The sequence below is a fragment of the Kitasatospora sp. MAP12-44 genome (assembly GCF_029892095.1).
Taxonomy (GTDB): domain Bacteria; phylum Actinomycetota; class Actinomycetes; order Streptomycetales; family Streptomycetaceae; genus Kitasatospora.
Window position 1 is genome coordinate 5,217,280 of the sequence record NZ_JARZAE010000004.1, and the last position, 19,589, is coordinate 5,236,868.

The following is a 19,589-nucleotide window of genomic DNA, read 5'->3' on the forward strand; positions in this document are numbered from 1 at the left end:
GGGGTGGGTCGTTTCGTCGGCGTTTATCGAACGTCAATCGCCGGGTGTCAGAGTTCTACCAGCGCCGGGGAAGCGCAGAGAGGTGCTCCCGCAGCCGGGGGGCTGCGGGGACACCACTGTTCCGGGGGGAACAGGGAGCGGGGGGTGCTTCCCAGAACGGGGGGATCGGGGTCACGGGGGACCCCGATCATCAAGGCGCGGGGGTGGTTGGAGGCTCGGTGTGCTGAGCGTCGATCAGGTCCTGCACGGGCAGGGCCTCGGGCACACCGAGCCGGGTGAAGATGCCCAGCGCGTCGTGCAGGTGGGACAGCCCGCGGTCGGGCTGCCCCTGACGCAGCAGCGCCTCGCCGAGCGCGGCGTTCGCCAGGCCCTGGCAGTAGGCGTTGTCGACCTCCTCGGCGATGGTCAGCGCCTCGTCGGCGGCGACGGCCGCTTCGGACACCTGCCCGTCCGTCAGCAGGCACCCGGCCAGCCGGGCCAGCGAGAGCCCTTCCCAGAACCGCTGCTGCTGCTCCTGGTAGCGCTGGTACGCCTCGCGAAGATGGGTGGCTGCCTGAGCCGGCGAGCCGGCGGTGCCGAGCACGACGCCCAGTTGGTAGAGCGTGTCGGTCAGGCAGTAGGCGTTGTTCGACATCCGCGCCGTGACCAGCGCCGACTCGGCGGAGCTGACGGCCCGTTCACGCTGGCCGAGGGCGAGGTGGGCGCGCGCGATGTTCCCGAGGACCCGAGCCTCGCTGCTCTTGGCCTCCAGGCTTTCGAGAAGTTCCCGGGCCTGTTCGAAGAACGGCAGGGCTTGGGCGGGCCGGTTCGTGGTACTCAGCACGGTGCCCAGGAGACTGGCCGCAGTCGATCGGAGGATCGGCGTCTCGGTGGGGCTCAGCAAATCCAGGCACTCACGTAGGGAGCTTTCCGAGTCGGGGAAGTCGCCGGCCATGTAGCCGAGCACCCCCAGCGCGAAGCGGATCCGGGCGAGTGCGCCCTCGTCGGCCTGGGAGGCCGCGCTGCGGGCGGCGATGTCCAGGATGCGGCGGATGCGCTCCCCGTGGATCCGTTCCTCCACGAGCGATCTCAGGACGATGAGCACGTCGACAGCCCGGCGCATCAGTTCGGACGAGTCTTCGACGACCCTCTCCATCGTCGCGAGGAGGAGCGCGAATTCGGCGCGCAGCCAGCCACGCGCCGTCCCCGTGGTCTCGAACCTGATGCCCGCCTGAGCGGGGTGGTGCAGTGCTTCTGCCAGCAGATCGTCAGGTTCCAGGGTCTGCGCGGCGTTCCGGAGCGTCGCGAGCAGCAGGTCCAGGAGTCGGAGCAGGCCGGCCTGTTCCTCCTCCTGTGTCTTGAACTTGTCGGCCTGCTTCTGGGCGAAGAGTCGGAGCAGGTCGTGGTAGCGGTAGCGGCCCGGAGTGAAGCACTCCAGCATGTTGGCTTCGACCAGTGCCTCCGCGAGGTCCTCCGCCTGATCCTCCGTCGTGCCGAGCAGAGCTGCCACCGCGGCAAGCGGCAGGTCAGGACTGTCGACCGAGGCCAGCAGTCGGAATGCCCGTGCCTCGTCGGCCTTGAGCTGGCCGTAGCCGAGACCGAGGGTGGTCTCGACGGCGAGGTTGCCCAGCTGGAGTTCGTCCAGCCGCCGGCGCTGGTCCGCTAACCGACGGGCCAGGTCCGAGACGCTCCAACGCGGCCTGCTCGCCAGCCGGGCGGCCGCGATCCGGACGGCCAACGGAAGAAATCCGCAGGCCGTGACCACTGCGAGGGCGGCCTCGGGTTCGGCGTCGGTGCGCTGCTGCCCGACGATGGCCGCGAAGAGCTCGAGCGCCTCCTGCGGGGACAACTCCTCGACGTCCACGAGGTGGGCTCCGGGCAGGCCGGCCAACCGGGAACGGCTCGTCGCGAGGACCGCGCAGCCGGCGACCCCGGGGATCAGCGGTGCGACCTGGGTGACGTCGTGCGCATTGTCGAGCAGGATCAGCATCCGGCGGTCGGCCAGCAGCGAGCGGTAGAGGGCGACCCGTTGCTCGAAGGGTTCGGGAGCCTCGGCCACACCCAGCGCGAAGAGGAAGTCGCCGAGGACCATGGCGGGGTCGGCGGGCGTCGCTCCCGCCCCGCGGAGATCCACGTACAACTGACCGTCCGGGAACTCGTTTCGGACGCTGTGTGCGACGTGCACGGCGAGCGTGGTCTTCCCCACGCCACCGATGCCCGCCAGCGAGGTGACCACCACCGCCTGGCCGGAGGCGCTGCGCAGGGCATCGCGCAACTCGGTGACCAGTGGGTCGCGGCCGCTGAAGTCCGAGATGTCGGCCGGAAGCTGGGCGGGAGGAGCGGTGAGCGCCGGCTGCCCGCTCTCGGGAGCCGGGCTGACCGGCTCCGGCGGGGCGTACATCAGTGTCGGGTCTGCGGAGAGGATCCGGGAATGCATGGCAGCCAGGCTGATCCCCGGTTCCACACCGAGTTCGTCGATCAGCAGCTTGCGGGTGGCCGCGTAGACGTTGAGCGCCTCGGCCTGCCGTCCGCACTGGTAGAGCGCCAGCATCAGGAGTTCGCGAAGGCGTTCGCGCAGCGGGTGCTCGGTGGCGAGCGACTTCAGCTCGGAGGCCACGTCGGCGTGCAGGCCGATGTCGAGCGCCGCAGCGAACCGCTCCTCCCAGGCTGTCACCCGACGCTCGGTCAGCCGCAGGCGCTGGGAGTCCGCGTACGGACCGGGGATTCCGGCCAGCGGCTGGCCGCTCCAGAGCGCGAGTGCGGAGACGAGCAGTTGGTGGGCCCGCTCGGCCTCGCCGACCTGTCGGGCCTGGTTGGCATCGGAGAACCTCGCATCGAAGACGGCCAGGTCGAGCGCGTCCGCTGACACGCGTAGAACGTAGCCGTCGCGAACCGAGACCAGCAGTTCCGCGGGCGCCCGCACCTCGCGGCCCGGTTCGATCACCGATCGCAGTCGGGAGATGTAGGTGCGCAGCGCCGCGACCGCCTGCGGCGGTGGGCGGTCGCCCCAGAGACCGTCGACCAGTTCCTGCGTGGTGACCGGTCGGCCCCGATTCAGCAGCAGGGCCGTCAGGACCGCCTGCTGCTGCGGTGATCCGAGGGCCAGGGCCTGGTCGCCGCGCCATGCCTGGACGGGTCCGAGCACCTGGAACCGCAGCACGGCGTCGTGCTGCGTTGCCTGAAGCTCCATGAGATCCCCTGAAGGCCGGTGGCTGTGCACCTACAAATTGCTGCCCTCCCCGCTCAGTCGTGCATCGCACCACGTGAGGGTCGGTGCGGGGCGGCGAGTTGAGCGAGCGGAGGGCTGTTTATAAGACATTTAACGATTCCTACAATACTGTCCCTACGCCTCGGCTGGTCCCGATCGGGGTGGAAGTGAACCTAACGACCAGAAAGGCCTTGTCATGGCCGAGAACGAGAGCTTGATCGCAGTCCCTCAGGAGTCCAGCGCGTCGGCGACCACCGTGCCTGCTGCGGAGGAGGGCGAGCTGCTGGTGCCCGCGCAGGCCAGCGCGCCCGTCATCGAGCAGCCCACGGCGGCGGAACCCGCAGTGGCATGGGGTCAGTCTGAGGGTGACGTCAAGCCTCTCGGCCTGATAACCCCCACGCACTGAGGCCGTCCCACAGCTCCGCCCCGTACCGGTATCGACCGGTGCGGGGCATTTTCTGTGGTCCGCCAGAATTGGCCTGGTATGTCAATTTCCGGCGCCTTGGAAGGCCGGGAGCATTGACGGGCGAGGCTTGTATAGTTCAACTTATACAGATCCGTATAGATTGAGTCATACAAGATGCCTTCGAGCTCGATCCCCAAGCCCACCCGGGTCATGGGCCGCTCCCAGGAGTGGTCCTCGCTGACCCGCTTCGTCCAGCGCGGTGGACCCGCCCTGCACATCGGCCTGCTGTCGGGCCGGCGCCGCCACGGCAAGTCCTTCCTGCTCCGCGCACTGGCCGAGGCCACCGGCGGTCTGTACGTCACGGCGGTGCAGGAGGAGGGGCGGCTGGCGGCGCAGCGGCGGTTCACGGCGGCGCTGGCGGGCTACGCCGGGCTGCCCGCCGGCACGGTGGAACTCGACGACTGGCAGCAGATCCTGACCACCGCCCTGGAACTCGTCGAGCGGCGTCGAGCCACCGGCGCGCTGCCCCTGCTGATCATCGACGAGCTGCCCTACCTGCTCGACCACTCACCCGAGATCCCCTCGCTGCTCCAGCACCTCTACGACGACTCGCAGGCGGGACAGGCACCCGGCGGCAGGTTGGTGCTCTGCGGCTCGGCGATGAGCGTGATGACGGAACTGCTGTCGGGGAACAAGGCGCTACGCGGCCGTGCCGCGCTGGACATGCGGCTGGGCCAGTTCGACTACCGTGCCGCGGGCCGGTTCTGGGGAGTGGACGAGCCGACGGTGGCGCTTCGCCTGCATGCCGTACTCGGTGGGGCGCCCGGCTACCGGCAGTTGGTGCAGGATGCTCCGCCCGGCACGTTGGAGGAGTTCGACGACTGGGTCGTGGAGAACCTGCTCGACCCCGATCTGGGCCTCTTCACCCGCAACGAGACCGAGCACCTGCTCCGCGAGGACCCCAGGATCACCCGGCGGACGCTCTACTACGACATCCTCACCGCGGTGGCCGGGGGCGCGACCACCCCCACGAAGATCGGCGGGGTCATCGGCCGGGAGCGGACGGCCTTGGCACACCCGTTGTCCGTGCTGGAGTCGGCGGGTTACCTGCGCCGTAGCCAGGACCTTCTGCACACGCGCAATCCGACGATCAGCGTCACCGACCCGATCATCCGCTTCAACCAGCTGATCACCGTGCCGTACGCGGACCTGCTCGACCGGCGCGAGGCGCGTCAGGTGTGGGAGGCGTCCAGGGCGACGTTCGCCTCGCAGATCCTGGGCCCGCACTTCGAGGAGCTCTCGCGCGGCTGGACGCGCGACTTCGCCGGAGCGCAGTCGCTGGGCGGCCGCCTGGTCGGTGCGGTGGGGACCACCGCGGTCCACGACGCGGCCGGTCGGGCCAAGCACGAGGTCGACGTCGTCGCCCTGGCGCCCGGGCGGCGCCCGGGCGCGGGCGGCGCGAGCATCATCCTGCTCGGAGAGGCGAAGGCGACCCTGCAGCGTCGCACGCCCGGTGACATCGAACGCCTGGAGCGCATCAGGCAGTTGCTCACGTCAGAGGGCCACCGGGCCGAAGGCGCCACGCTCGCGGTCTTCTCGCTCACGGGATTCAGCCCGGAGCTGGAGCAGCTGGCCGCGCAGCGCGAGGACGTCCTGTTGGTCGGCATCGACGCGCTCTACGGGCACTGAGACCTGCAACACATCCAAATTTGATACACTCATCCATGAGACTCTCAAAAATGGCTGTATGGAGGCCCAGGTGGACGACTTCCTCGGTCGCGATCGCGAACTCGACCAGCTGAACCGCATGCTGCGCCGCGTGGAAGCAGGCGGTCGCGCCGGTCGCCCCGGGCGCGCCGTCCTCATGCGGGGCCGCCGCCGCGTGGGCAAGTCCCGGCTGGCGGAGGAGTTCATCGACCGTGCAGGGGTGCCCTGCCTCTTTTTCACGGCCTCCGCGCAGTCGTCCGTCCAGGCCGATGTTCGCCTCTTCACCGCCGCGGCAGAGAGCTCCACGCTTCCCGGAGCCGCCTCCTTCCGCGGGCAGGCCCCGCAGGACTGGGACGCCGCGCTCTCCCTGCTCGCCAACGCGGTGCCGCTGGACCGGCCGAGCATCGTGGTCCTGGACGAGATGCCGTACCTGATCGCCAACGACCCGGGTTTCGAGGGCACACTCCAGAAACTGTTCGACCGGGAGCTCTCCAAGCGTCCGGTGCTGCTCCTGTGCATCGGCTCCGACCTCGCCATGATGGAGGCGCTGAACGAGTACGGGAGGCCGTTCCACCAGCGAGCCACCGAAATGGTCGTCCCGCCGATGAGCCCCGCAGCGGTCGCCGGGATGCTGCGCCTGCCGCCTGCCGAGGCCTTCGACGCCTATCTGGTCTCCGGCGGTCTGCCGCTCATCCTCGATGAGTGGCCGGACGGAACCGGGGTTCTCGACTACCTCGCCGACGCCGTTCACGACCCCACATCGGCGCTCCTGGTCAGCGCAGAGCGGGCGCTGGCGGCCGAGTTCCCGACCGAGGCTCAGGCGCGGCAGGTGCTGGGTGCGATCGGTTCGGGTGAGCGAAGCTACTCGCTGATCGGTCGGGCGGCCGGTGGGATGCCGCACGCATCACTCGGACGGGCGCTCCAACTGCTCACCGCCAAGCGGGTGGTGGATGCGGTGACCCCGCTCTCCGGTCAGCCGTCGAAGGAGACCCGGTACCTGGTCGCCGACCCTTATCTTCGTTTCTGGCTGCAGTTCATCGGGCCCTATCTGTCCGAGATCGAACGCGGCCGGGGGGATCTCGTACTGGACCGGATCAGGAAGTCCTGGACGTCCTGGCGGGGCAGGGCGATCGAGCCCGTCGTCCGGGAGGCATTGCACCGGATGCCGGCCGGAGTGCTGCCCGAGGGCACCGGCGTGGTGGGCGGCTACTGGACCAGGAGCAATGACCCGGAGATCGACATCGTGGCGGCCGACCGTGGCCCGATCGCCAAGCGGATCACCGCGGTCGGCTCGGTGAAGTGGCTGGAGCAGCGCCCCTTCGACGCGCACGACCTGGCGGAGCTCGCCGTCCACCGCTCGCAGCTCCCCGGCGCCGACCCGTCCACACCGTTGCTGGCGGTGGCCCGCAGTGGCTGCACGGTGCAGGGCCTGACCGTCGTCGGGCCCGAGGAACTGCTGACGGCCTGGCAGTAGGCAGCACAGTGCCCGTGTGCCGTTCGGCGCACGGGCACTGACTGTGTCGGGTCCCGGCTACTCCGCCGAGCGGACCCGGATGCTGGTGATCAGCGGCGCCGGGTCGGCGGTCTCGGTGAAGAAGTCGTTGCCCTTGTCGTCCACGACCACGAACGCGGGGAAGTCCTCGACCTCGATCCGCCAGACCGCCTCCATGCCCAGCTCGGCGTACTCCAGGACCTCGACTGATCTGATGCAGTCCTGGGCGAGGCGGGCCGCCGGGCCGCCGATCGAGCCGAGGTAGAAGCCGCCGTGCTTGGCGCAGGCGTCCGTCACCTGCTTGGAGCGGTTGCCCTTGGCGAGCATCACCATCGAGCCGCCGGCCGCCTGGAACTGGTCGACGTAGGAGTCCATCCGCCCGGCCGTGGTGGGGCCGAAGGAGCCGGAGGCGTAGCCCTCGGGGGTCTTGGCGGGGCCGGCGTAGTAGACCGGGTGGTCCTTGAGGTACTGCGGCATGCCCTCGCCGGCGTCGAGCCGCTCCTTGATCTTGGCGTGCGCGATGTCGCGCGCCACGACCAGCGTGCCGGTCAGCGAGAGGCGGGTCTTCACCGGGTGCTTGGCGAGCTCGCTGCGGATCTGCGCCATCGGCTGGTTGAGGTCGATCCGCACCACGTCGTCGTCGAGGCCCGCGGCGGAGCCGCCAGTCAACGCAGCGTCGGTGGTCTCCGGCAGGTACTTGGCCGGGTCGGTCTCCAGCTGCTCGAGGAAGACGCCCTCGGCGGTGATCTTGCCCAGCGCCTGGCGGTCCGCCGAGCAGGAGACGGCCATCGCGACGGGCAGCGAGGCGCCGTGTCGCGGCAGGCGGATCACCCGCACGTCGTGGCAGAAGTACTTGCCGCCGAACTGGGCGCCGATGCCGATCTTCTGGGTCAGCTCGGTGACCTTGGCCTCCAGCTCCAGGTCGCGGAAGCCGTGGCCGGTCTTCGCGTCACCGGAGGTCGGCAGCTGGTCCAGGTAGTGCGCCGAGGCGTACTTGGCGGTCTTCAGCGCGAACTCCGCGCTGGTGCCGCCGACCACGATCGCCAGGTGGTACGGCGGGCAGGCCGCGGTGCCCAGCGAGCGGATCTTCTGCTCCAGGAAGGCCAGCATGCTCTTCTCGTTGAGAATCGCCTTGGTCTCCTGGTACAGGTACGACTTGTTGGCGCTGCCGCCGCCCTTGGCCATGAAGAGGAACTTGTACGCGTCGCCGTCGGTCGCGTAGAGCTCGATCTGGGCCGGCAGGTTGTTGCCGGTGTTCTTCTCGTCCCACATGGTCACCGGCGCCATCTGCGAGTACCGCAGGTTGAGCTTGGTGTACGCGTCGAAGACACCGCCGGCGATCGCGGCCTCGTCGCCGCCCGCCGTCAGCACGTTCTGCCCGCGCTTGCCCATCACGATCGCGGTGCCGGTGTCCTGGCACATCGGCAGGATGCCGCCGGCCGAGATGTTGACGTTCTTCAGCAGGTCGAGCGCCACGAAGCGGTCGTTCGGGCTGGCCTCGGGGTCGTCCAGGATCCGCCGCAGCTGGGCCAGGTGCGCGGGCCGCAGGTAGTGCGAGATGTCGTGCATCGCCTCGGCGGTGAGCAGCCGCAGGGCCTCGGGCTCGACCTTCAGGAAGCGCCGGCCGTCGGCCTCGAAGGTGCTGACGCCCTCGGAGGTCAGCTTCCGGTACGGGGTGGGGTCGGCCCCGAGCGGGAGGAGGTCGGAGTAGGCGAAGTCTGGCGTGGCTGCCATGGGGCGGTCCTTCGGGGGTCGATCCGGATCCGGCTGCGTCGTTGAAGCGCCCTCCAGCGTAGAACCCGCGACGGCGGCCCGGGTGCGCGGGTGAGCCTGCGTGACAGGGGTCACTTCGAGAGCGAAGAACACCCGTTCGCCAGGGGCCGCACTGGCTAGGCTGGTGCCGTGGACAACTTCCCGTCAGAGAAGCCCGAGGGCCAGGCGCCCGTACCCATGACCAAGCCCGTCGCCGAGGCCGAACTGCGTGCCTCGGACGCCGACCGGGAGCGGATCGCCGACCTGCTGCGCGACGCCTACGCCGACGGCCGGCTGACCGTCGACGAGCACTCGGAGCGGATCGAGGCGGCCTACAACGCCCGGACGCTGGGCGAACTGGCCCCGCTCACCCGCGACCTGCCCGCCCACCGCCCGCTCTCGATGGACAAGCCGGACGCCCGGACCGCCGCACCGCTGCCGCCGGCCCGCCTGGAATCGCCAAGCATGGTGGCGGTCTTCGGCGGCGCGAGCCGCAAGGGCCGCTGGCGGGTCGGCTCACACCTCAAGGCGGTCGCGGTCTTCGGCGGCGTGGAGATCGACCTCACCGACGCGGTCTTCGAGTCGCCCGAGGTGGTGATCGAGGTGGTCGCGGTCTTCGGCGGGGTGGAGATCCGGGTGCCGGAGAACGTCAGCCTGCACGGCAGCGGGGTCGGGGTCTTCGGGGGCTTCGACGTCCGCGAGCAGACCGCCGCCGATCCGTACGCGCCGGTGGTGCGGGTCAAGGGCGCGGCCGTCTTCGGAGGGTGCGACGCCAAACCGAGCCGGGGCAAGAAGCTCAAGGAGTGGGTGCGCCGCCAGCTGGAGGGCTGATCGGGGCCGGCTCGCGGGAGCCTCGGGCGGAACCGGACGTTCCGTCAACTCCGTCACCTGCACTCGGGGTTGGCTTGAGTGCAGGCTGTGGTCGAGCGCGCACGGTGTGCATGAACCGGGATCGTGCGGGGTAATTCCTCACGCACATCGTTTCTTGAACGGCTGCGGTCAGAACAGCAGCCGGGCAGTGACGCGAGCCTTCCCCGAGCTGTGTCAGGAGTCGCCGTGCTGCACCCGATCGAGCCCAGCACCACCGGTGTCGTCCGCGCGGCGGCGGCCGCAGAGCGGCGCGCAGCCGGGAGTGCTCCCGCTGTGGTGCGGCTCGACCACCTGGAGGACAACCCGTGGCACACTTGCGCGGCCTGCCGCCGGGACGAGGCCGGGCTGTTCTTCGCGCCGTCCAAGGAGCCCACGGCGGCCCGCCTCGCCCGTGAGGCGCAGGCCAAGCAGGTCTGCGCGCGCTGCCCGGTGCTGCTGGAGTGCCGGGAGCACGCGCTGGCCCAGCCCGAGCCGTATGGCGTCTGGGGTGGGCTGACGGCGGCCGAGCGGCGCGTGGTGCTGGCCCGGCGGCGCCGCCGGGAGCTCGAACTGCGCGCCGAGGCCCAGCTGGTGGCCGGTCAGCGCAGTGCCGAGCGCGGCCGGATAGCGGGCTGAGCGCGGCGGATCGCAGAGCAATCCGCCGCGCTCACACCGCGGTTGGTCAGTTCGCCCGGTCGAAGTCGATCGCGCTGTACGCCCGCAGCTTGGACAGCTGGTGGACGGAGTCGATCTGCCGGATCGTGCCGCTCTTGGAACGCATCACCAGCGAGCTGGTGGTGGCGGTCGACTGGCGGTAGTGCACCCCGCGCAGCAGCTCGCCGTCGGTGATCCCGGTGGCGACGAAGAACACGTTCTCGCCGCTGACCAGGTCGTTGGTGGTGAGCACCCGGTCGAGGTCGTGGCCGGCGTCCAGCGCCTTCTGCTTCTCGGCCTCGTCCTTGGGCCAGAGCCGGCCCTGGATGACGCCGCCCATGCACTTCATCGCGCAGGCCGCGATGATGCCCTCGGGGGTGCCGCCGACGCCGAGCAGCAGGTCGACGCCGGTGCCCTCGCGCGCGGTCATGATGGCGCCCGCCACGTCGCCGTCGGTGATGAACTTGATCCGGGCGCCCGCGGCGCGGACCTCCTTGACCAGGTTCGCGTGGCGCGGACGGTCCAGGATCATCACCGTGACGTCCTCGACCTTGCTGCCCTTGGCCTTGGCGACCCGGCGGATGTTCACCGCGGCGGGGGCGGTGATGTCCACGTAGTCGGCGGCCTCGGGGCCGCAGACCAGCTTGTCCATGTAGAAGACGGCGCTGGGGTCGAACATCGTGCCGCGGTCGGCGACCGCGAGCACGGCGACGGCGTTGGCCATGCCCTTGGCGGTCAGCGTGGTGCCGTCCACCGGGTCGACGGCCACGTCGCACTCGGCGCCCGTGCCGTCGCCGACCCGCTCGCCGTTGTAGAGCATCGGGGCTTCGTCCTTCTCGCCCTCCCCGATGACGACGACGCCGTTCATCGAGACGGTCGAGACGAGGGTGCGCATGGCCTTGACGGCCGCGCCGTCGGCGCCGTTCTTGTCGCCCTTGCCGACCCAGCGACCGGCCGCCATGGCCGCTGCCTCGGTGACCCGGACGAGTTCGAGCGCGAGGTTACGGTCGGGCGCCTCGGGGGCGACCTCCAGGGCCTGCGGAAGTTGGGAGGAGCTGGGTTTGTTGACTGCGTGCGCGGTCATCGTCGATACCTCTCTGTACGCGACGGCCAGTGAGCGGTCGACTACGTGCCTGGTCGAACGCTGCGGTGAGGGTCCCCCGATCGTATCTGTGTACGGGATGACTGTCTGTGGCGCGGGTCCCTGCCACCTGCGGCTCCGGGGCGATTCGTCCCGGTTGGGCCGTTCGCGGGCACCCCGGGTGCGAGGCCGCAGGACACGATGGGTCACCATGTGGGGGTGGCAGGAAAGAGTGGTACGCGAGGGCGGCAGACCGTACGGGACATGATCCTGTCGATGGCCGCGGTGTGTGGTCTGGGCCTGGTGACCTACGTGTTCATCCCGCACTCCGGAGGTGACGGGGTTCACGCCGTCGACTACGGTTCGGCGGTGGCCTCGGCCAAGCGCGCGGCGCCGTATCCGCTGCTGTCCCCGGTCGGGCTGCCGGACAAATGGAAGGCGACCTCGGTGCAGTACCAGGCCAACGTGGACGGCCACGCCGTCTGGCACCTGGGTTTCGTCACCCCCGACGGGCAGTACGCCGCGATCGAGCAGAGCGACGCCCCCAAGCCCACCGTGCTGTCCACCGTGGTGGCCGGCTACCAGGCGGACGGCAGCTCGACCATCGACGGCCGCAGCTGGGACCGGGTGCAGGGCCAGCACTACCGCGGTCTGACCGAGGCGACCGGCACGGCGACCACGGTGGTCACCGGCACGGCCTCCTACGACGAGCTCGGGCAGCTGGCCGCGGCCCTGCGCTAGAACGGTCGGTCTCAAGCAGAACCGGCACTCGGCGGGCGGCGTCGCCCTGCCAAGTGCCGGTCGGTCCGATCGGTCCAGCGTGATCAGACGGTGGTGACGACCTCGTCGTACGCCAGGCGCGGCGAGCGCGGGAACCAGGCGTCCTCGCCCGGCTTGCCGATGTTCACCACGGCCAGCACCGAGTGCTCGCCGTCCGCGAAGAACTCCTTGTCGATGCCCTCGCCGTTGAAGCCGGTCATCGGGCCGGCGGCCAGGCCGGCCGCGCGGATGCCGAGGATGAAGTAGCCGACCTGCAGCGCGCCGTTCAGACGGGCCGAGCCCTCGCGGACCGGGCGCTCGGAGAAGAAGACGTCCTTGGCGGCCGGGAAGTGCGGGAACTGGGTCGGCAGCTCCTCGTGGAACTCGTTGTCGGCGGCCAGGATGGCGACCAGCGGGGCGGTGCTGGCCTTGGCCTTGTTGCCGTCCGCGAGGTGGGCGACCAGGCGCTCGCGGGCCTCGGGGCTGCGGACCAGGACAACACGCAGCGGCTGCTGGTTGAACGCGGTCGGGGCGTACTTGACCAGCTCGTAGATCGCCTGGATCTGCTCGTCGGTGACCGGCTCGTCGGTGAAGGTGTTCGCGGTGCGGGCCTCGCGGAACAGCAGGTCCTGGGCGGCGGGGTCGAGGACGAGGGCGTCGTTGGCGATGGTCATGCTGGTCCACCTCAAGCTGGAGTCGGTAGCGCGGCTGTGTGCCGCTCACCCGGTCCAACTTGGATGAACGTTCAACGATTCCTGGAGTCGATGTGAGTCGAATCACATCGCCCGGCGGGCTGGCGGCGGGCTAGCGGTCCTCCGCCCGCTCCTCCGCCGTCAGCGCCGCGTCCAGCCGGGCCCGGGCGCCGTCCAGCCAGCGCTGGCAGACCTTGGCCAGCTGCTCGCCGCGCTCCCACAGGGCCAGCGACTCCTCCAGCGACGTCCCGCCGGTCTCCAGCCGGCGCACCACGTCCATCAGGGCGTCGCGGGCCTGCTCGTAGCCGAGCGCGTCGTCGCTGCTCGTGCCGGTCTTGGTGTCCTCGTCTGCCATGGCGTCAGCCTAGGCGTCGGCAGCGACAATCCCGCCGTCCTGCGGGTCGGCCGGGTCGGCCGGGTCGGCCTCCTCCGCCGTCACCGACAGGCCGCCACCGGCCACCCGGATGTGCAGCCGCTCGCCCCGCGCTGCCTGCGCCGGATCCGTCAGCACCGCGCCGTCGGCCCGCTGCACCACCGCGTAGCCGCGCTCCAGCGTCGCGGCCGGCGAGAGCGCCACCACCCGGGCCAGGGTGTGCCCCAGATCGGACTCGGCCCGGTCGAGGCGGTGCCCCAGCGAACGCCGGGAGCGCTCGAGCAGCGCCGTCAGCTCCTGGTCCCGCTCGGTCACCAGGCGCAGCGGCGCGGCCAGCACCGGACGGCTGCGCACCCCCGCCAGCCCGTGCAGCTCGCGCTCGACCAGGCCGGTCACCGACCGCCGGGCCCGGTCGCGCAGCTGGCGGACCCGGGTCTGCTCCTCGCCGACGTCCGGGACGACCCGCTTGGCCGCGTCGGTCGGCGTGGCCGCCCGCAGGTCCGCCACGAAGTCCAGCAGCGGCTGGTCCGGTTCATGGCCGATCGCGCTCACCACCGGCGTCGCGGCGGCGGCCACCGCCCGCAGCAGCTGCTCGTCCGAGAAGGGCAGCAGGTCCTCGACGCTGCCGCCGCCGCGCGCCACGATGATCACGTCCACCTCGGGGAGCTCGTCAAGCTCGTGCACCGCAGCGGCCACCTGGGACGCCGCCTGGGTGCCCTGTACCAGCACGTTGCGCACCTCGAAGCGGACCGCCGGCCAGCGCCGCCTGGCCACCTCCAGCACGTCCCGCTCGGCCGCCGACGCCCGGCCGGTGACCAGCCCGACGCAGCTCGGCAGGAAGGGCAGCGGCTTCTTGCGCTCGGCCGCGAAGAGCCCCTCTGCGGCCAGCGTGCGCTTGAGGTGCTCCAGGCGGGCCAGCAGCTCGCCGAGCCCGACCAGGCGGATCTCGACGGCCCGCAGCGACAGCGTGCCGCGCGGCGTGTACCACTCCGGCTTGGCGTGCACCAGGATGCGCGAGCCCTCCTGCAGCACGTCGGCCACCGGCTCGAAGACCGAGCGGTAGCAGGTGACGCCCAGCGAGATGTCCTTGTCCGGATCGCGCAGGGTCAGGAACTGCATGCCCGGACGCCGGCTGAGCTGGGTGATCTGGCCCTCCACCCACACCGCGCCCAGCCGGTCCACCCAGCTGCCGATCAGTGCGGAGACCTTCCCGACCGGGATCGGGGCTTCGGGAGAACTGGAGTTGGCCATGGGCACGAGGCTAGCGCCGTCCTGCGACAGCCCACGGCGGCTCTACCATGGGAGCCATGTCCACCACCGCACAGCGCCGTGTCCTGCTCGCCGCCCCCCGGGGCTACTGCGCGGGCGTCGACCGTGCCGTCATCGCCGTGGAGAAGGCCCTGGAGCAGTACGGGGCCCCGATCTACGTGCGCAAGGAGATCGTCCACAACAAGTACGTCGTGCGGACCCTGGAGAAGCAGGGCGCCATCTTCGTCGACGAGACCGAAGAGGTGCCCGAGGGCTCCATCGTGGTCTTCTCCGCGCACGGTGTGGCCCCCGCCGTCCACGACGAGGCGAAGGCCGGCAAGCTCGCCACCATCGACGCCACCTGCCCTCTGGTGACCAAGGTCCACAAGGAGGCCGTGCGGTTCGCCGAGGAGGACTACGACATCCTGCTGGTCGGCCACGAGGGCCACGAGGAGGTGGTCGGCACGATGGGCGAGGCCCCCGAGCGGATCCACCTGGTGGACGGCGCCGAGGACGTCGCGAACGTCGTCGTCCGGGACGAGAGCAAGGTCGTCTGGCTGTCCCAGACCACCCTTTCGGTGGACGAGACGATGGCCACCGTGGGCGAGCTCAAGAAGCGCTTCCCGCTGCTGGTCAGCCCGCCGAGCGACGACATCTGCTACGCGACCCAGAACCGCCAGGTGGTGGTCAAGCAGATCGCCCCGGAGACCGACCTGCTGATCGTGGTCGGCTCCAAGAACTCCTCCAACTCGGTCCGGCTGGTCGAGGTCGGTCTGGAGTACGGCGCCAAGGCCGCCCACCTGGTGGACTTCGCCGAGGAGCTCGACGAGGCCTGGCTGGCCGGCGTCGGCACGGTCGGCCTGACCAGCGGTGCCTCGGTCCCCGAGATCCTGGTGCAGGGCGTGCTGGAGTGGCTGGCCGCGCGCGGCTTCGAGGACGTCCAGGTGGTCAAGACGGCCGAGGAGACCCTGCAGTTCTCGCTCCCCAAGGAGCTGCGCCGCGACCTGCGCGCCGAGGCCGCCGGCAAGCTCTGACCCGCTCCCACCGGCTTTCGGACCCGCCTGCTCCGGGTATCAGCAGGCGGGGCCGATCCGGGCCTCGTACGGTTGTGCACAGGGTGTGGACAACGCGGAGGAGGCACAGACGTGACGGCACTCTCGGTGTTCGGCGTGGACATCGGCGGCTCGGGGATCAAGGGCGCGCCGGTGGATCTGGAACGCGGCGCACTCGCCGAGCCCCGCCACAAGGTGCTCACCCCCCACCCCGCCTCGCCCGAAGCGGTCGTCGCGGCCGTCAAGGAGGTCGTGGAGCACTTCGGCCACCGCGGCCCGGTCGGCCTGACCTTCCCCGGCGTGGTGGTCGACGGACACACCAGAACCGCCGCCAACGTCGACCAGGGCTGGATCGACCTGGACGCCGCGGGGCTCTTCCGCGAGGCGCTCGACCTGCCCGCCACCCTGCTCAACGACGCGGACGCGGCGGGCCTGGCCGAGGTCGCCTACGGCGCGGGGCGCGACCAGGGCGGCGTGGTGCTCACCCTGACCTTCGGCACCGGGATCGGCAGCGCCCTCTTCATCGACGGCGCGCTCGTCCCCAACACCGAGCTGGGACACCTGGAGCTGCGCGGCAAGGACGCCGAGCGGCGCGCCTCGGCCGGCGCGCGCGAGCGGCACGAGCTGAGCTGGGCCGACTGGTCGGTACGGGTGGACGAGTACCTGGACCTGGTGGAGCGGCTGTTCTCGCCGCAGCTGGTGATCATCGGAGGCGGCGTCAGCCGCAAGCACGACAAGTTCCTGCCGCTGCTGAGGGAGCGGGCGGCTCGGGTGGTGCCGGCCCTGCTGCGCAACGACGCGGGCATCGTGGGCGCCGCGATGGCCGCCGCCAAGGGCGGCTCCTGACCCATGGACCGACCGGCAATTGGTCAGCGGTGCTGCTGGCGGCGGATCCGGCGCTGCGCGACGAAGCGCGCCGTGACGATCGCCGCCGCGAGGCCCGTCCCGGCGAACAGCCAGCCGGCCCGCAGCGCCAGGCCGGTGGCCAGCGCCAGCACCTGACCGATCACGCCCGGGCTGCTCACCGGACCGAGCAGCAGCAGCGCGAGCGCGAAGGCGATCGGCCCGCTGATCGGCGCCGCCGCCAGGTCCGCCGAACGCACCCGCACGGCGGCCTGGAAGCAGACCGCCAGGAAGCCCAGCCCGAAGAGCACGCCGAGGCCGCCGAACATCAGCTGGTCGAGGGCGGCGGCAGCCAGCGTCCCGGCCAGCGTGAGCACGCCGGTGCCGATCGCCGTCAGCCGGGCCGGCCGCCCGCTGCGCTGCCGCTCGGCCGGTCGGCTCAGCGGCAGCTTCCACTTCAGCCGGGCCGGGCCGGCGGCGCCGGAGGCCGTCCGCAGCCTGGACGGCCGCGGGCCGGCGTCGCGGGGCGCGGCCGGCGCCGGAACGGCGGCCTCAGCGGCCCCGCCGCCGACTGGCGGGCGGGGCCGGGGCCCGGGCGGCTGGGTACGGATGCTCTGCTCCACCTGCCCAACGTACGGTCCGATCATCGCCCCGCTGTGTAATGGATACAAAACTGGCCCGTCCGTGTCTTCGAACGGCTCGTTTCCTGGCCCCCTGCCGCCGCCCGTAGACTGGGCGATCGGCCCGTACGGTGCCGCTCCACGCCCTCCAAGCCCACGGGATCTCGCTACATGTCGCTCACGATCGGAATCGTCGGCCTGCCGAACGTCGGCAAGTCGACCTTGTTCAACGCCCTGACCAAGAACGACGTCCTGGCGGCCAACTACCCGTTCGCCACCATCGAGCCGAACGTCGGCGTGGTCGGCGTCCCGGACCCGCGACTGGCCGTGCTCGCCGGGATCTTCGGCTCGCAGCGCGTCCTCCCGGCCACCGTCGACTTCGTCGACATCGCCGGCATCGTCCGCGGCGCCTCGGTGGGCGAGGGCCTGGGCAACAAGTTCCTCGCGAACATCCGCGAGTCCGACGCCATCTGCCAGGTGATCCGCGCCTTCGTCGACCCCGACGTGGTGCACGTGGACGGCAAGGTCTCGCCCAAGGACGACATCGAGACCATCAACACCGAGCTGATCCTCGCCGACCTCCAGTCGATCGAGAAGGTGCTGCCCCGGCTCCAGAAGGAGGCCCGCCTCAAGAAGGAGTCGGCCGCCACGCTGGCCGCCGCCGAGGCCGCCCAGAAGGTCCTGGAGACCGGCAAGACCCTCTTCGAGGTTGGTTTCGACGCCTCCTCGGTGCGCGAGCTCCACCTGCTCACCACCAAGCCCTTCCTCTACGTCTTCAACGTGGACGAGGACGAGCTGACGGACGAGGCCTTCAAGGACGCCCAGCGTGCCCTGGTCGCCCCCGCCGAGGCGATCTTCCTCAACGCGAAGATCGAGTCCGAGCTGATCGGCATGGACGACGACGAGGCCCTCGAACTCCTCCAGTCGATGGGCCAGCAGGAGGCCGGCATGGCCACCCTCGGCCGCGTCGGCTTCGAGACCCTCGGCCTGCAGACCTACCTGACGGCCGGCCCCAAGGAGGTCCGCGCCTGGACCATCAAGAAGGGCGCGACCGCCCCCGAGGCCGCCGGTGTGATCCACACCGACTTCCAGAAGGGCTTCATCAAGGCCGAGATCGTCTCCTTCGACGACCTCGTCGCCTGCGGCTCCATCCCCGAGGCCCGCGCCAAGGGCAAGTCCCGCATCGAGGGCAAGGAATACGTCATGCAGGACGGCGACGTGGTGGAGTTCCGTTTCAACGTCTGACGTCGGATGGGGTCCACCTGCTTGCAGGTGGGCCCCTCTGCTTGGCGGCCGTGCGAGTGGTACGTTATTCGGTACCACTCGGCGAAGGGGCTCCCTCTGATGTCCATCACCGCGAGCGAGGCCCGCAAGGATCTCTTCCCGCTCATCAAGAAGGTCAACGACGATCACGAGGCGATCGAGATCGTCTCCAAGCACGGGAATGCCGTACTCGTCTCTGCCGAGGACTACGCCGCCCTGCGCGAGGGTTCCTACCTTCTGCGCTCGCCCGCGAACGCCCGCCGCCTGCTCAAGGCGTACGAAAACGCCCTCGGTCGCATAAACCTCTCCGAGCGCGAGCTGATCGACCCCGACGCGGCGGATGCGGGGCAGGGCGCCGCGTGAGGCTCGTTTTCGAGGATCAGGGTTGGGAGGACTACACGTCCTGGCTCAAGAGCGACCGCAAGATGCTCGCCCGGATCAACAAACTCATCGAGGACGCCCGCCGTGATCCCTTCGCCGGGATCGGCAAGCCCGAGCCGCTGAAGTACCACCTGGCCGGCGCCTGGTCACGGCGGATCGATGACGAGCACCGGCTCGTCTACCTGGTCACGGACGAAGAGATCATCATCCTCGCCGCCCGCTACCACTACTGATTCGGGCGGCGGTGATGGTCTCGCGAAGGGCCTCCTCGGTCGGTGTGGGGGCGAGGCCGAAGGCTGTCGTGGCCTGGGTGGAGTCCAGGACGAACGGATGGTCGAACTGGTAGCGGACCTCGGGGATCTCCCGGGCGTCGGCGCTGAACAGGCCGGCCAGGCGGAGCAGGGCGGTGGGCATCCGGCCGGTGCGGGCGGTGGGGGCGGCGGCCAAGGTGGCGGCGAGGTCGGCCAGTTCGCGCATCGACATGGGTGGCGGGGTCGGGGCGTGCCAGGGGCGGCCCCAGGCTGACTCGTCGTCGGCGACGGCGACGAGGGTGCGGGCCATGTCGCCGGTGTAGGTCCAGCTGTGCGGGGTGTCCACGTCGGCGGGGGCGAGGGCGCGGCGGCCGCGCAGGACGGCGGGCAGCACCATGACGGTGAAGGTCGACACGACGTCGGCGCCGAGGTAGTCGGAGCCGCGGACTTCGGCCGCGCGGATGCGACCGGCGTGGTGGGCGGCGAGCTGGGCGGCCCAGAGGTCCGCGCGGACCCGGCCCTTCGCGGAGTTGGGGCGCGCGGGCAGGTCTTCGGTGATCGGCCCGTCCACCTGGCCGTACAGGTAGAGGTTCCCCACGCTGACCAGGACGGCGCCGGTCGCCTCGGCGGCGTGCAGGGTGCTCGCGTTCAGGGGCGGGAACTCGGCCGCCCAGCGGTGGTAGGCGGGTTGGGCGCAGTGGTAGATGGCGGTGGCCCGCGTGGTCAGGCGGACCAGGGTGTCCGGGTCGGTGGCGTCGGCCTTCACGCGTTCGATGCCGGGGTGTGCCGGCCCGGAGCCGCTGCGGGTGATCAGGCGGACTTCGTCCCCCCGGTCGGCCAGCAACCGGGCGGTGGCCGAGCCGACGGGGCCGGCTCCCACGATGACGTGCAGGGACATGATCGACTCCAATGAGAGAACGGTGTTCTCGAACGAGAACACCGTATGAGTGAACTCCGTACTGCGTCAAGAACACTGTTC

The 19,589-nt window shown here is 70.7% G+C and carries 18 protein-coding genes; 10 read left to right on the forward strand and 8 right to left on the reverse strand.

Annotated elements, in window-relative coordinates; translation table 11 throughout:
• Window positions 1-190: 190 nt before the first annotated feature.
• Entirely contained in the window at window positions 191-3,169 is a 2,979-nt protein-coding gene (locus tag P3T34_RS24200; RefSeq protein ID WP_280668144.1) for a BTAD domain-containing putative transcriptional regulator, read from the reverse strand.
• Window positions 3,170-3,767: 598 nt separating this feature from the next.
• On the opposite strand from P3T34_RS24200, the gene P3T34_RS24205 reads away from it, so the two are divergent.
• Together P3T34_RS24205 and P3T34_RS24210 are read left to right on the forward strand one after the other, a co-directional pair.
• The gene (locus P3T34_RS24205; protein ID WP_280668145.1) at window positions 3,768-5,282 is read left to right on the forward strand and encodes an ATP-binding protein; all 1,515 of its coding nucleotides are present in this window, start codon (window positions 3,768-3,770) and stop codon (window positions 5,280-5,282) included.
• 70 nt (window positions 5,283-5,352) lie between these two features.
• On the forward strand, window positions 5,353-6,774 hold the full coding sequence (locus P3T34_RS24210) for a DUF234 domain-containing protein (protein ID WP_280672336.1): 1,422 nt from the start codon (window positions 5,353-5,355) through the stop codon (window positions 6,772-6,774).
• A 57-nt stretch (window positions 6,775-6,831) separates the two neighbouring features.
• Here P3T34_RS24210 and P3T34_RS24215 read toward each other — a convergent pair whose 3' ends face one another.
• Window positions 6,832-8,526, reverse strand: a complete 1,695-nt coding sequence (locus tag P3T34_RS24215; RefSeq protein ID WP_280668146.1) for a fumarate hydratase — start codon at window positions 8,524-8,526, stop codon at window positions 6,832-6,834.
• Between the two features lie 216 nt (window positions 8,527-8,742).
• Between P3T34_RS24215 and P3T34_RS24220 the strand changes: the two genes are divergently transcribed.
• Together P3T34_RS24220 and P3T34_RS24225 are read left to right on the forward strand one after the other, a co-directional pair.
• Complete coding sequence (locus P3T34_RS24220; RefSeq protein WP_280668147.1) at window positions 8,743-9,375, forward strand: DUF1707 domain-containing protein; 633 nt, start codon at window positions 8,743-8,745, stop codon at window positions 9,373-9,375.
• Between the two features lie 312 nt (window positions 9,376-9,687).
• Window positions 9,688-10,029, forward strand: a complete 342-nt coding sequence (locus P3T34_RS24225) for a WhiB family transcriptional regulator (RefSeq protein WP_280672338.1) — start codon at window positions 9,688-9,690, stop codon at window positions 10,027-10,029.
• A 46-nt stretch (window positions 10,030-10,075) separates the two neighbouring features.
• Here the strand turns inward: P3T34_RS24225 and glpX are convergent, their stop codons facing one another.
• Window positions 10,076-11,131, reverse strand: coding sequence for a class II fructose-bisphosphatase (gene glpX, locus P3T34_RS24230; protein WP_280668148.1), 1,056 nt, complete (start codon window positions 11,129-11,131; stop codon window positions 10,076-10,078).
• A gap of 198 nt (window positions 11,132-11,329) precedes the next feature.
• Between glpX and P3T34_RS24235 the strand changes: the two genes are divergently transcribed.
• Window positions 11,330-11,869, forward strand: a complete 540-nt coding sequence (locus P3T34_RS24235) for a DUF4245 domain-containing protein (RefSeq protein WP_280668149.1) — start codon at window positions 11,330-11,332, stop codon at window positions 11,867-11,869.
• An 83-nt stretch (window positions 11,870-11,952) separates the two neighbouring features.
• On the opposite strand, the gene P3T34_RS24240 is transcribed toward P3T34_RS24235, so the two are convergent.
• The 3 genes from P3T34_RS24240 to xseA all read right to left on the reverse strand — a co-directional run bounded on the left by P3T34_RS24240 (window position 11,953) and on the right by xseA (window position 14,203).
• Complete coding sequence (locus tag P3T34_RS24240) at window positions 11,953-12,561, reverse strand: malonic semialdehyde reductase (protein WP_280668150.1); 609 nt, start codon at window positions 12,559-12,561, stop codon at window positions 11,953-11,955.
• 130 nt (window positions 12,562-12,691) lie between these two features.
• Window positions 12,692-12,934 (reverse strand): exodeoxyribonuclease VII small subunit, encoded by a 243-nt coding sequence (locus tag P3T34_RS24245; RefSeq protein ID WP_280668151.1) that lies wholly within the window; start codon window positions 12,932-12,934, stop codon window positions 12,692-12,694.
• A gap of 9 nt (window positions 12,935-12,943) precedes the next feature.
• Window positions 12,944-14,203 (reverse strand): exodeoxyribonuclease VII large subunit, encoded by a 1,260-nt coding sequence (gene xseA / locus P3T34_RS24250; protein ID WP_280668152.1) that lies wholly within the window; start codon window positions 14,201-14,203, stop codon window positions 12,944-12,946.
• Window positions 14,204-14,250: 47 nt separating this feature from the next.
• Between xseA and P3T34_RS24255 the strand changes: the two genes are divergently transcribed.
• Both P3T34_RS24255 and ppgK read left to right on the forward strand, forming a co-directional pair.
• Window positions 14,251-15,234, forward strand: coding sequence for a 4-hydroxy-3-methylbut-2-enyl diphosphate reductase (locus P3T34_RS24255; protein WP_280668153.1), 984 nt, complete (start codon window positions 14,251-14,253; stop codon window positions 15,232-15,234).
• A gap of 111 nt (window positions 15,235-15,345) precedes the next feature.
• Window positions 15,346-16,098: a polyphosphate--glucose phosphotransferase gene (gene ppgK, locus P3T34_RS24260; RefSeq protein ID WP_280668154.1), complete on the forward strand. Its 753-nt coding sequence runs from the start codon at window positions 15,346-15,348 to the stop codon at window positions 16,096-16,098.
• 23 nt (window positions 16,099-16,121) lie between these two features.
• Here ppgK and P3T34_RS24265 read toward each other — a convergent pair whose 3' ends face one another.
• A complete protein-coding gene (locus P3T34_RS24265; RefSeq protein ID WP_280668155.1) occupies window positions 16,122-16,718 on the reverse strand; it encodes a DUF6542 domain-containing protein in 597 nt (198 codons plus the stop codon).
• Between the two features lie 168 nt (window positions 16,719-16,886).
• On the opposite strand from P3T34_RS24265, the gene ychF reads away from it, so the two are divergent.
• The 3 genes from ychF to P3T34_RS24280 all read left to right on the forward strand — a co-directional run bounded on the left by ychF (window position 16,887) and on the right by P3T34_RS24280 (window position 18,592).
• Entirely contained in the window at window positions 16,887-17,960 is a 1,074-nt protein-coding gene (gene ychF / locus P3T34_RS24270) for a redox-regulated ATPase YchF (protein ID WP_280668156.1), read from the forward strand.
• A gap of 99 nt (window positions 17,961-18,059) precedes the next feature.
• The gene (locus P3T34_RS24275; RefSeq protein ID WP_251490149.1) at window positions 18,060-18,341 is read left to right on the forward strand and encodes a type II toxin-antitoxin system prevent-host-death family antitoxin; all 282 of its coding nucleotides are present in this window, start codon (window positions 18,060-18,062) and stop codon (window positions 18,339-18,341) included.
• A complete protein-coding gene (locus tag P3T34_RS24280; protein ID WP_280668157.1) occupies window positions 18,338-18,592 on the forward strand; it encodes a Txe/YoeB family addiction module toxin in 255 nt (84 codons plus the stop codon). The genes P3T34_RS24275 and P3T34_RS24280 overlap by 4 nt, the downstream gene beginning before the upstream one ends.
• Here the strand turns inward: P3T34_RS24280 and P3T34_RS24285 are convergent.
• The gene (locus P3T34_RS24285) at window positions 18,564-19,508 is read right to left on the reverse strand and encodes an NAD-dependent epimerase/dehydratase family protein (RefSeq protein WP_280668158.1); all 945 of its coding nucleotides are present in this window, start codon (window positions 19,506-19,508) and stop codon (window positions 18,564-18,566) included. The genes P3T34_RS24280 and P3T34_RS24285 overlap by 29 nt on opposite strands.
• Window positions 19,509-19,589: the final 81 nt, after the last annotated feature.

What these genes read in the sequence shown, in the direction of transcription:
- xseA (WP_280668152.1), bottom strand. Translation starts at nt 14,203, where the DNA reads ATGGCCAACTCCAGTTCTCCCGAAGCCCCGATCCCGGTCGGGAAGGTC.
- glpX (WP_280668148.1), bottom strand. Translation starts at nt 11,131, where the DNA reads ATGACCGCGCACGCAGTCAACAAACCCAGCTCCTCCCAACTTCCGCAG.
- P3T34_RS24285 (WP_280668158.1), bottom strand. Translation starts at nt 19,508, where the DNA reads ATGTCCCTGCACGTCATCGTGGGAGCCGGCCCCGTCGGCTCGGCCACC.
- P3T34_RS24215 (WP_280668146.1), bottom strand. Translation starts at nt 8,526, where the DNA reads ATGGCAGCCACGCCAGACTTCGCCTACTCCGACCTCCTCCCGCTCGGG.
- P3T34_RS24275 (WP_251490149.1), top strand. Translation starts at nt 18,060, where the DNA reads ATGTCCATCACCGCGAGCGAGGCCCGCAAGGATCTCTTCCCGCTCATC.
- P3T34_RS24240 (WP_280668150.1), bottom strand. Translation starts at nt 12,561, where the DNA reads ATGACCATCGCCAACGACGCCCTCGTCCTCGACCCCGCCGCCCAGGAC.
- P3T34_RS24220 (WP_280668147.1), top strand. Translation starts at nt 8,743, where the DNA reads ATGACCAAGCCCGTCGCCGAGGCCGAACTGCGTGCCTCGGACGCCGAC.
- P3T34_RS24205 (WP_280668145.1), top strand. Translation starts at nt 3,768, where the DNA reads ATGCCTTCGAGCTCGATCCCCAAGCCCACCCGGGTCATGGGCCGCTCC.
- P3T34_RS24235 (WP_280668149.1), top strand. Translation starts at nt 11,330, where the DNA reads ATGGGTCACCATGTGGGGGTGGCAGGAAAGAGTGGTACGCGAGGGCGG.
- P3T34_RS24200 (WP_280668144.1), bottom strand. Translation starts at nt 3,169, where the DNA reads ATGGAGCTTCAGGCAACGCAGCACGACGCCGTGCTGCGGTTCCAGGTG.
- ychF (WP_280668156.1), top strand. Translation starts at nt 16,887, where the DNA reads ATGTCGCTCACGATCGGAATCGTCGGCCTGCCGAACGTCGGCAAGTCG.
- P3T34_RS24245 (WP_280668151.1), bottom strand. Translation starts at nt 12,934, where the DNA reads ATGGCAGACGAGGACACCAAGACCGGCACGAGCAGCGACGACGCGCTC.
- P3T34_RS24255 (WP_280668153.1), top strand. Translation starts at nt 14,251, where the DNA reads ATGGGAGCCATGTCCACCACCGCACAGCGCCGTGTCCTGCTCGCCGCC.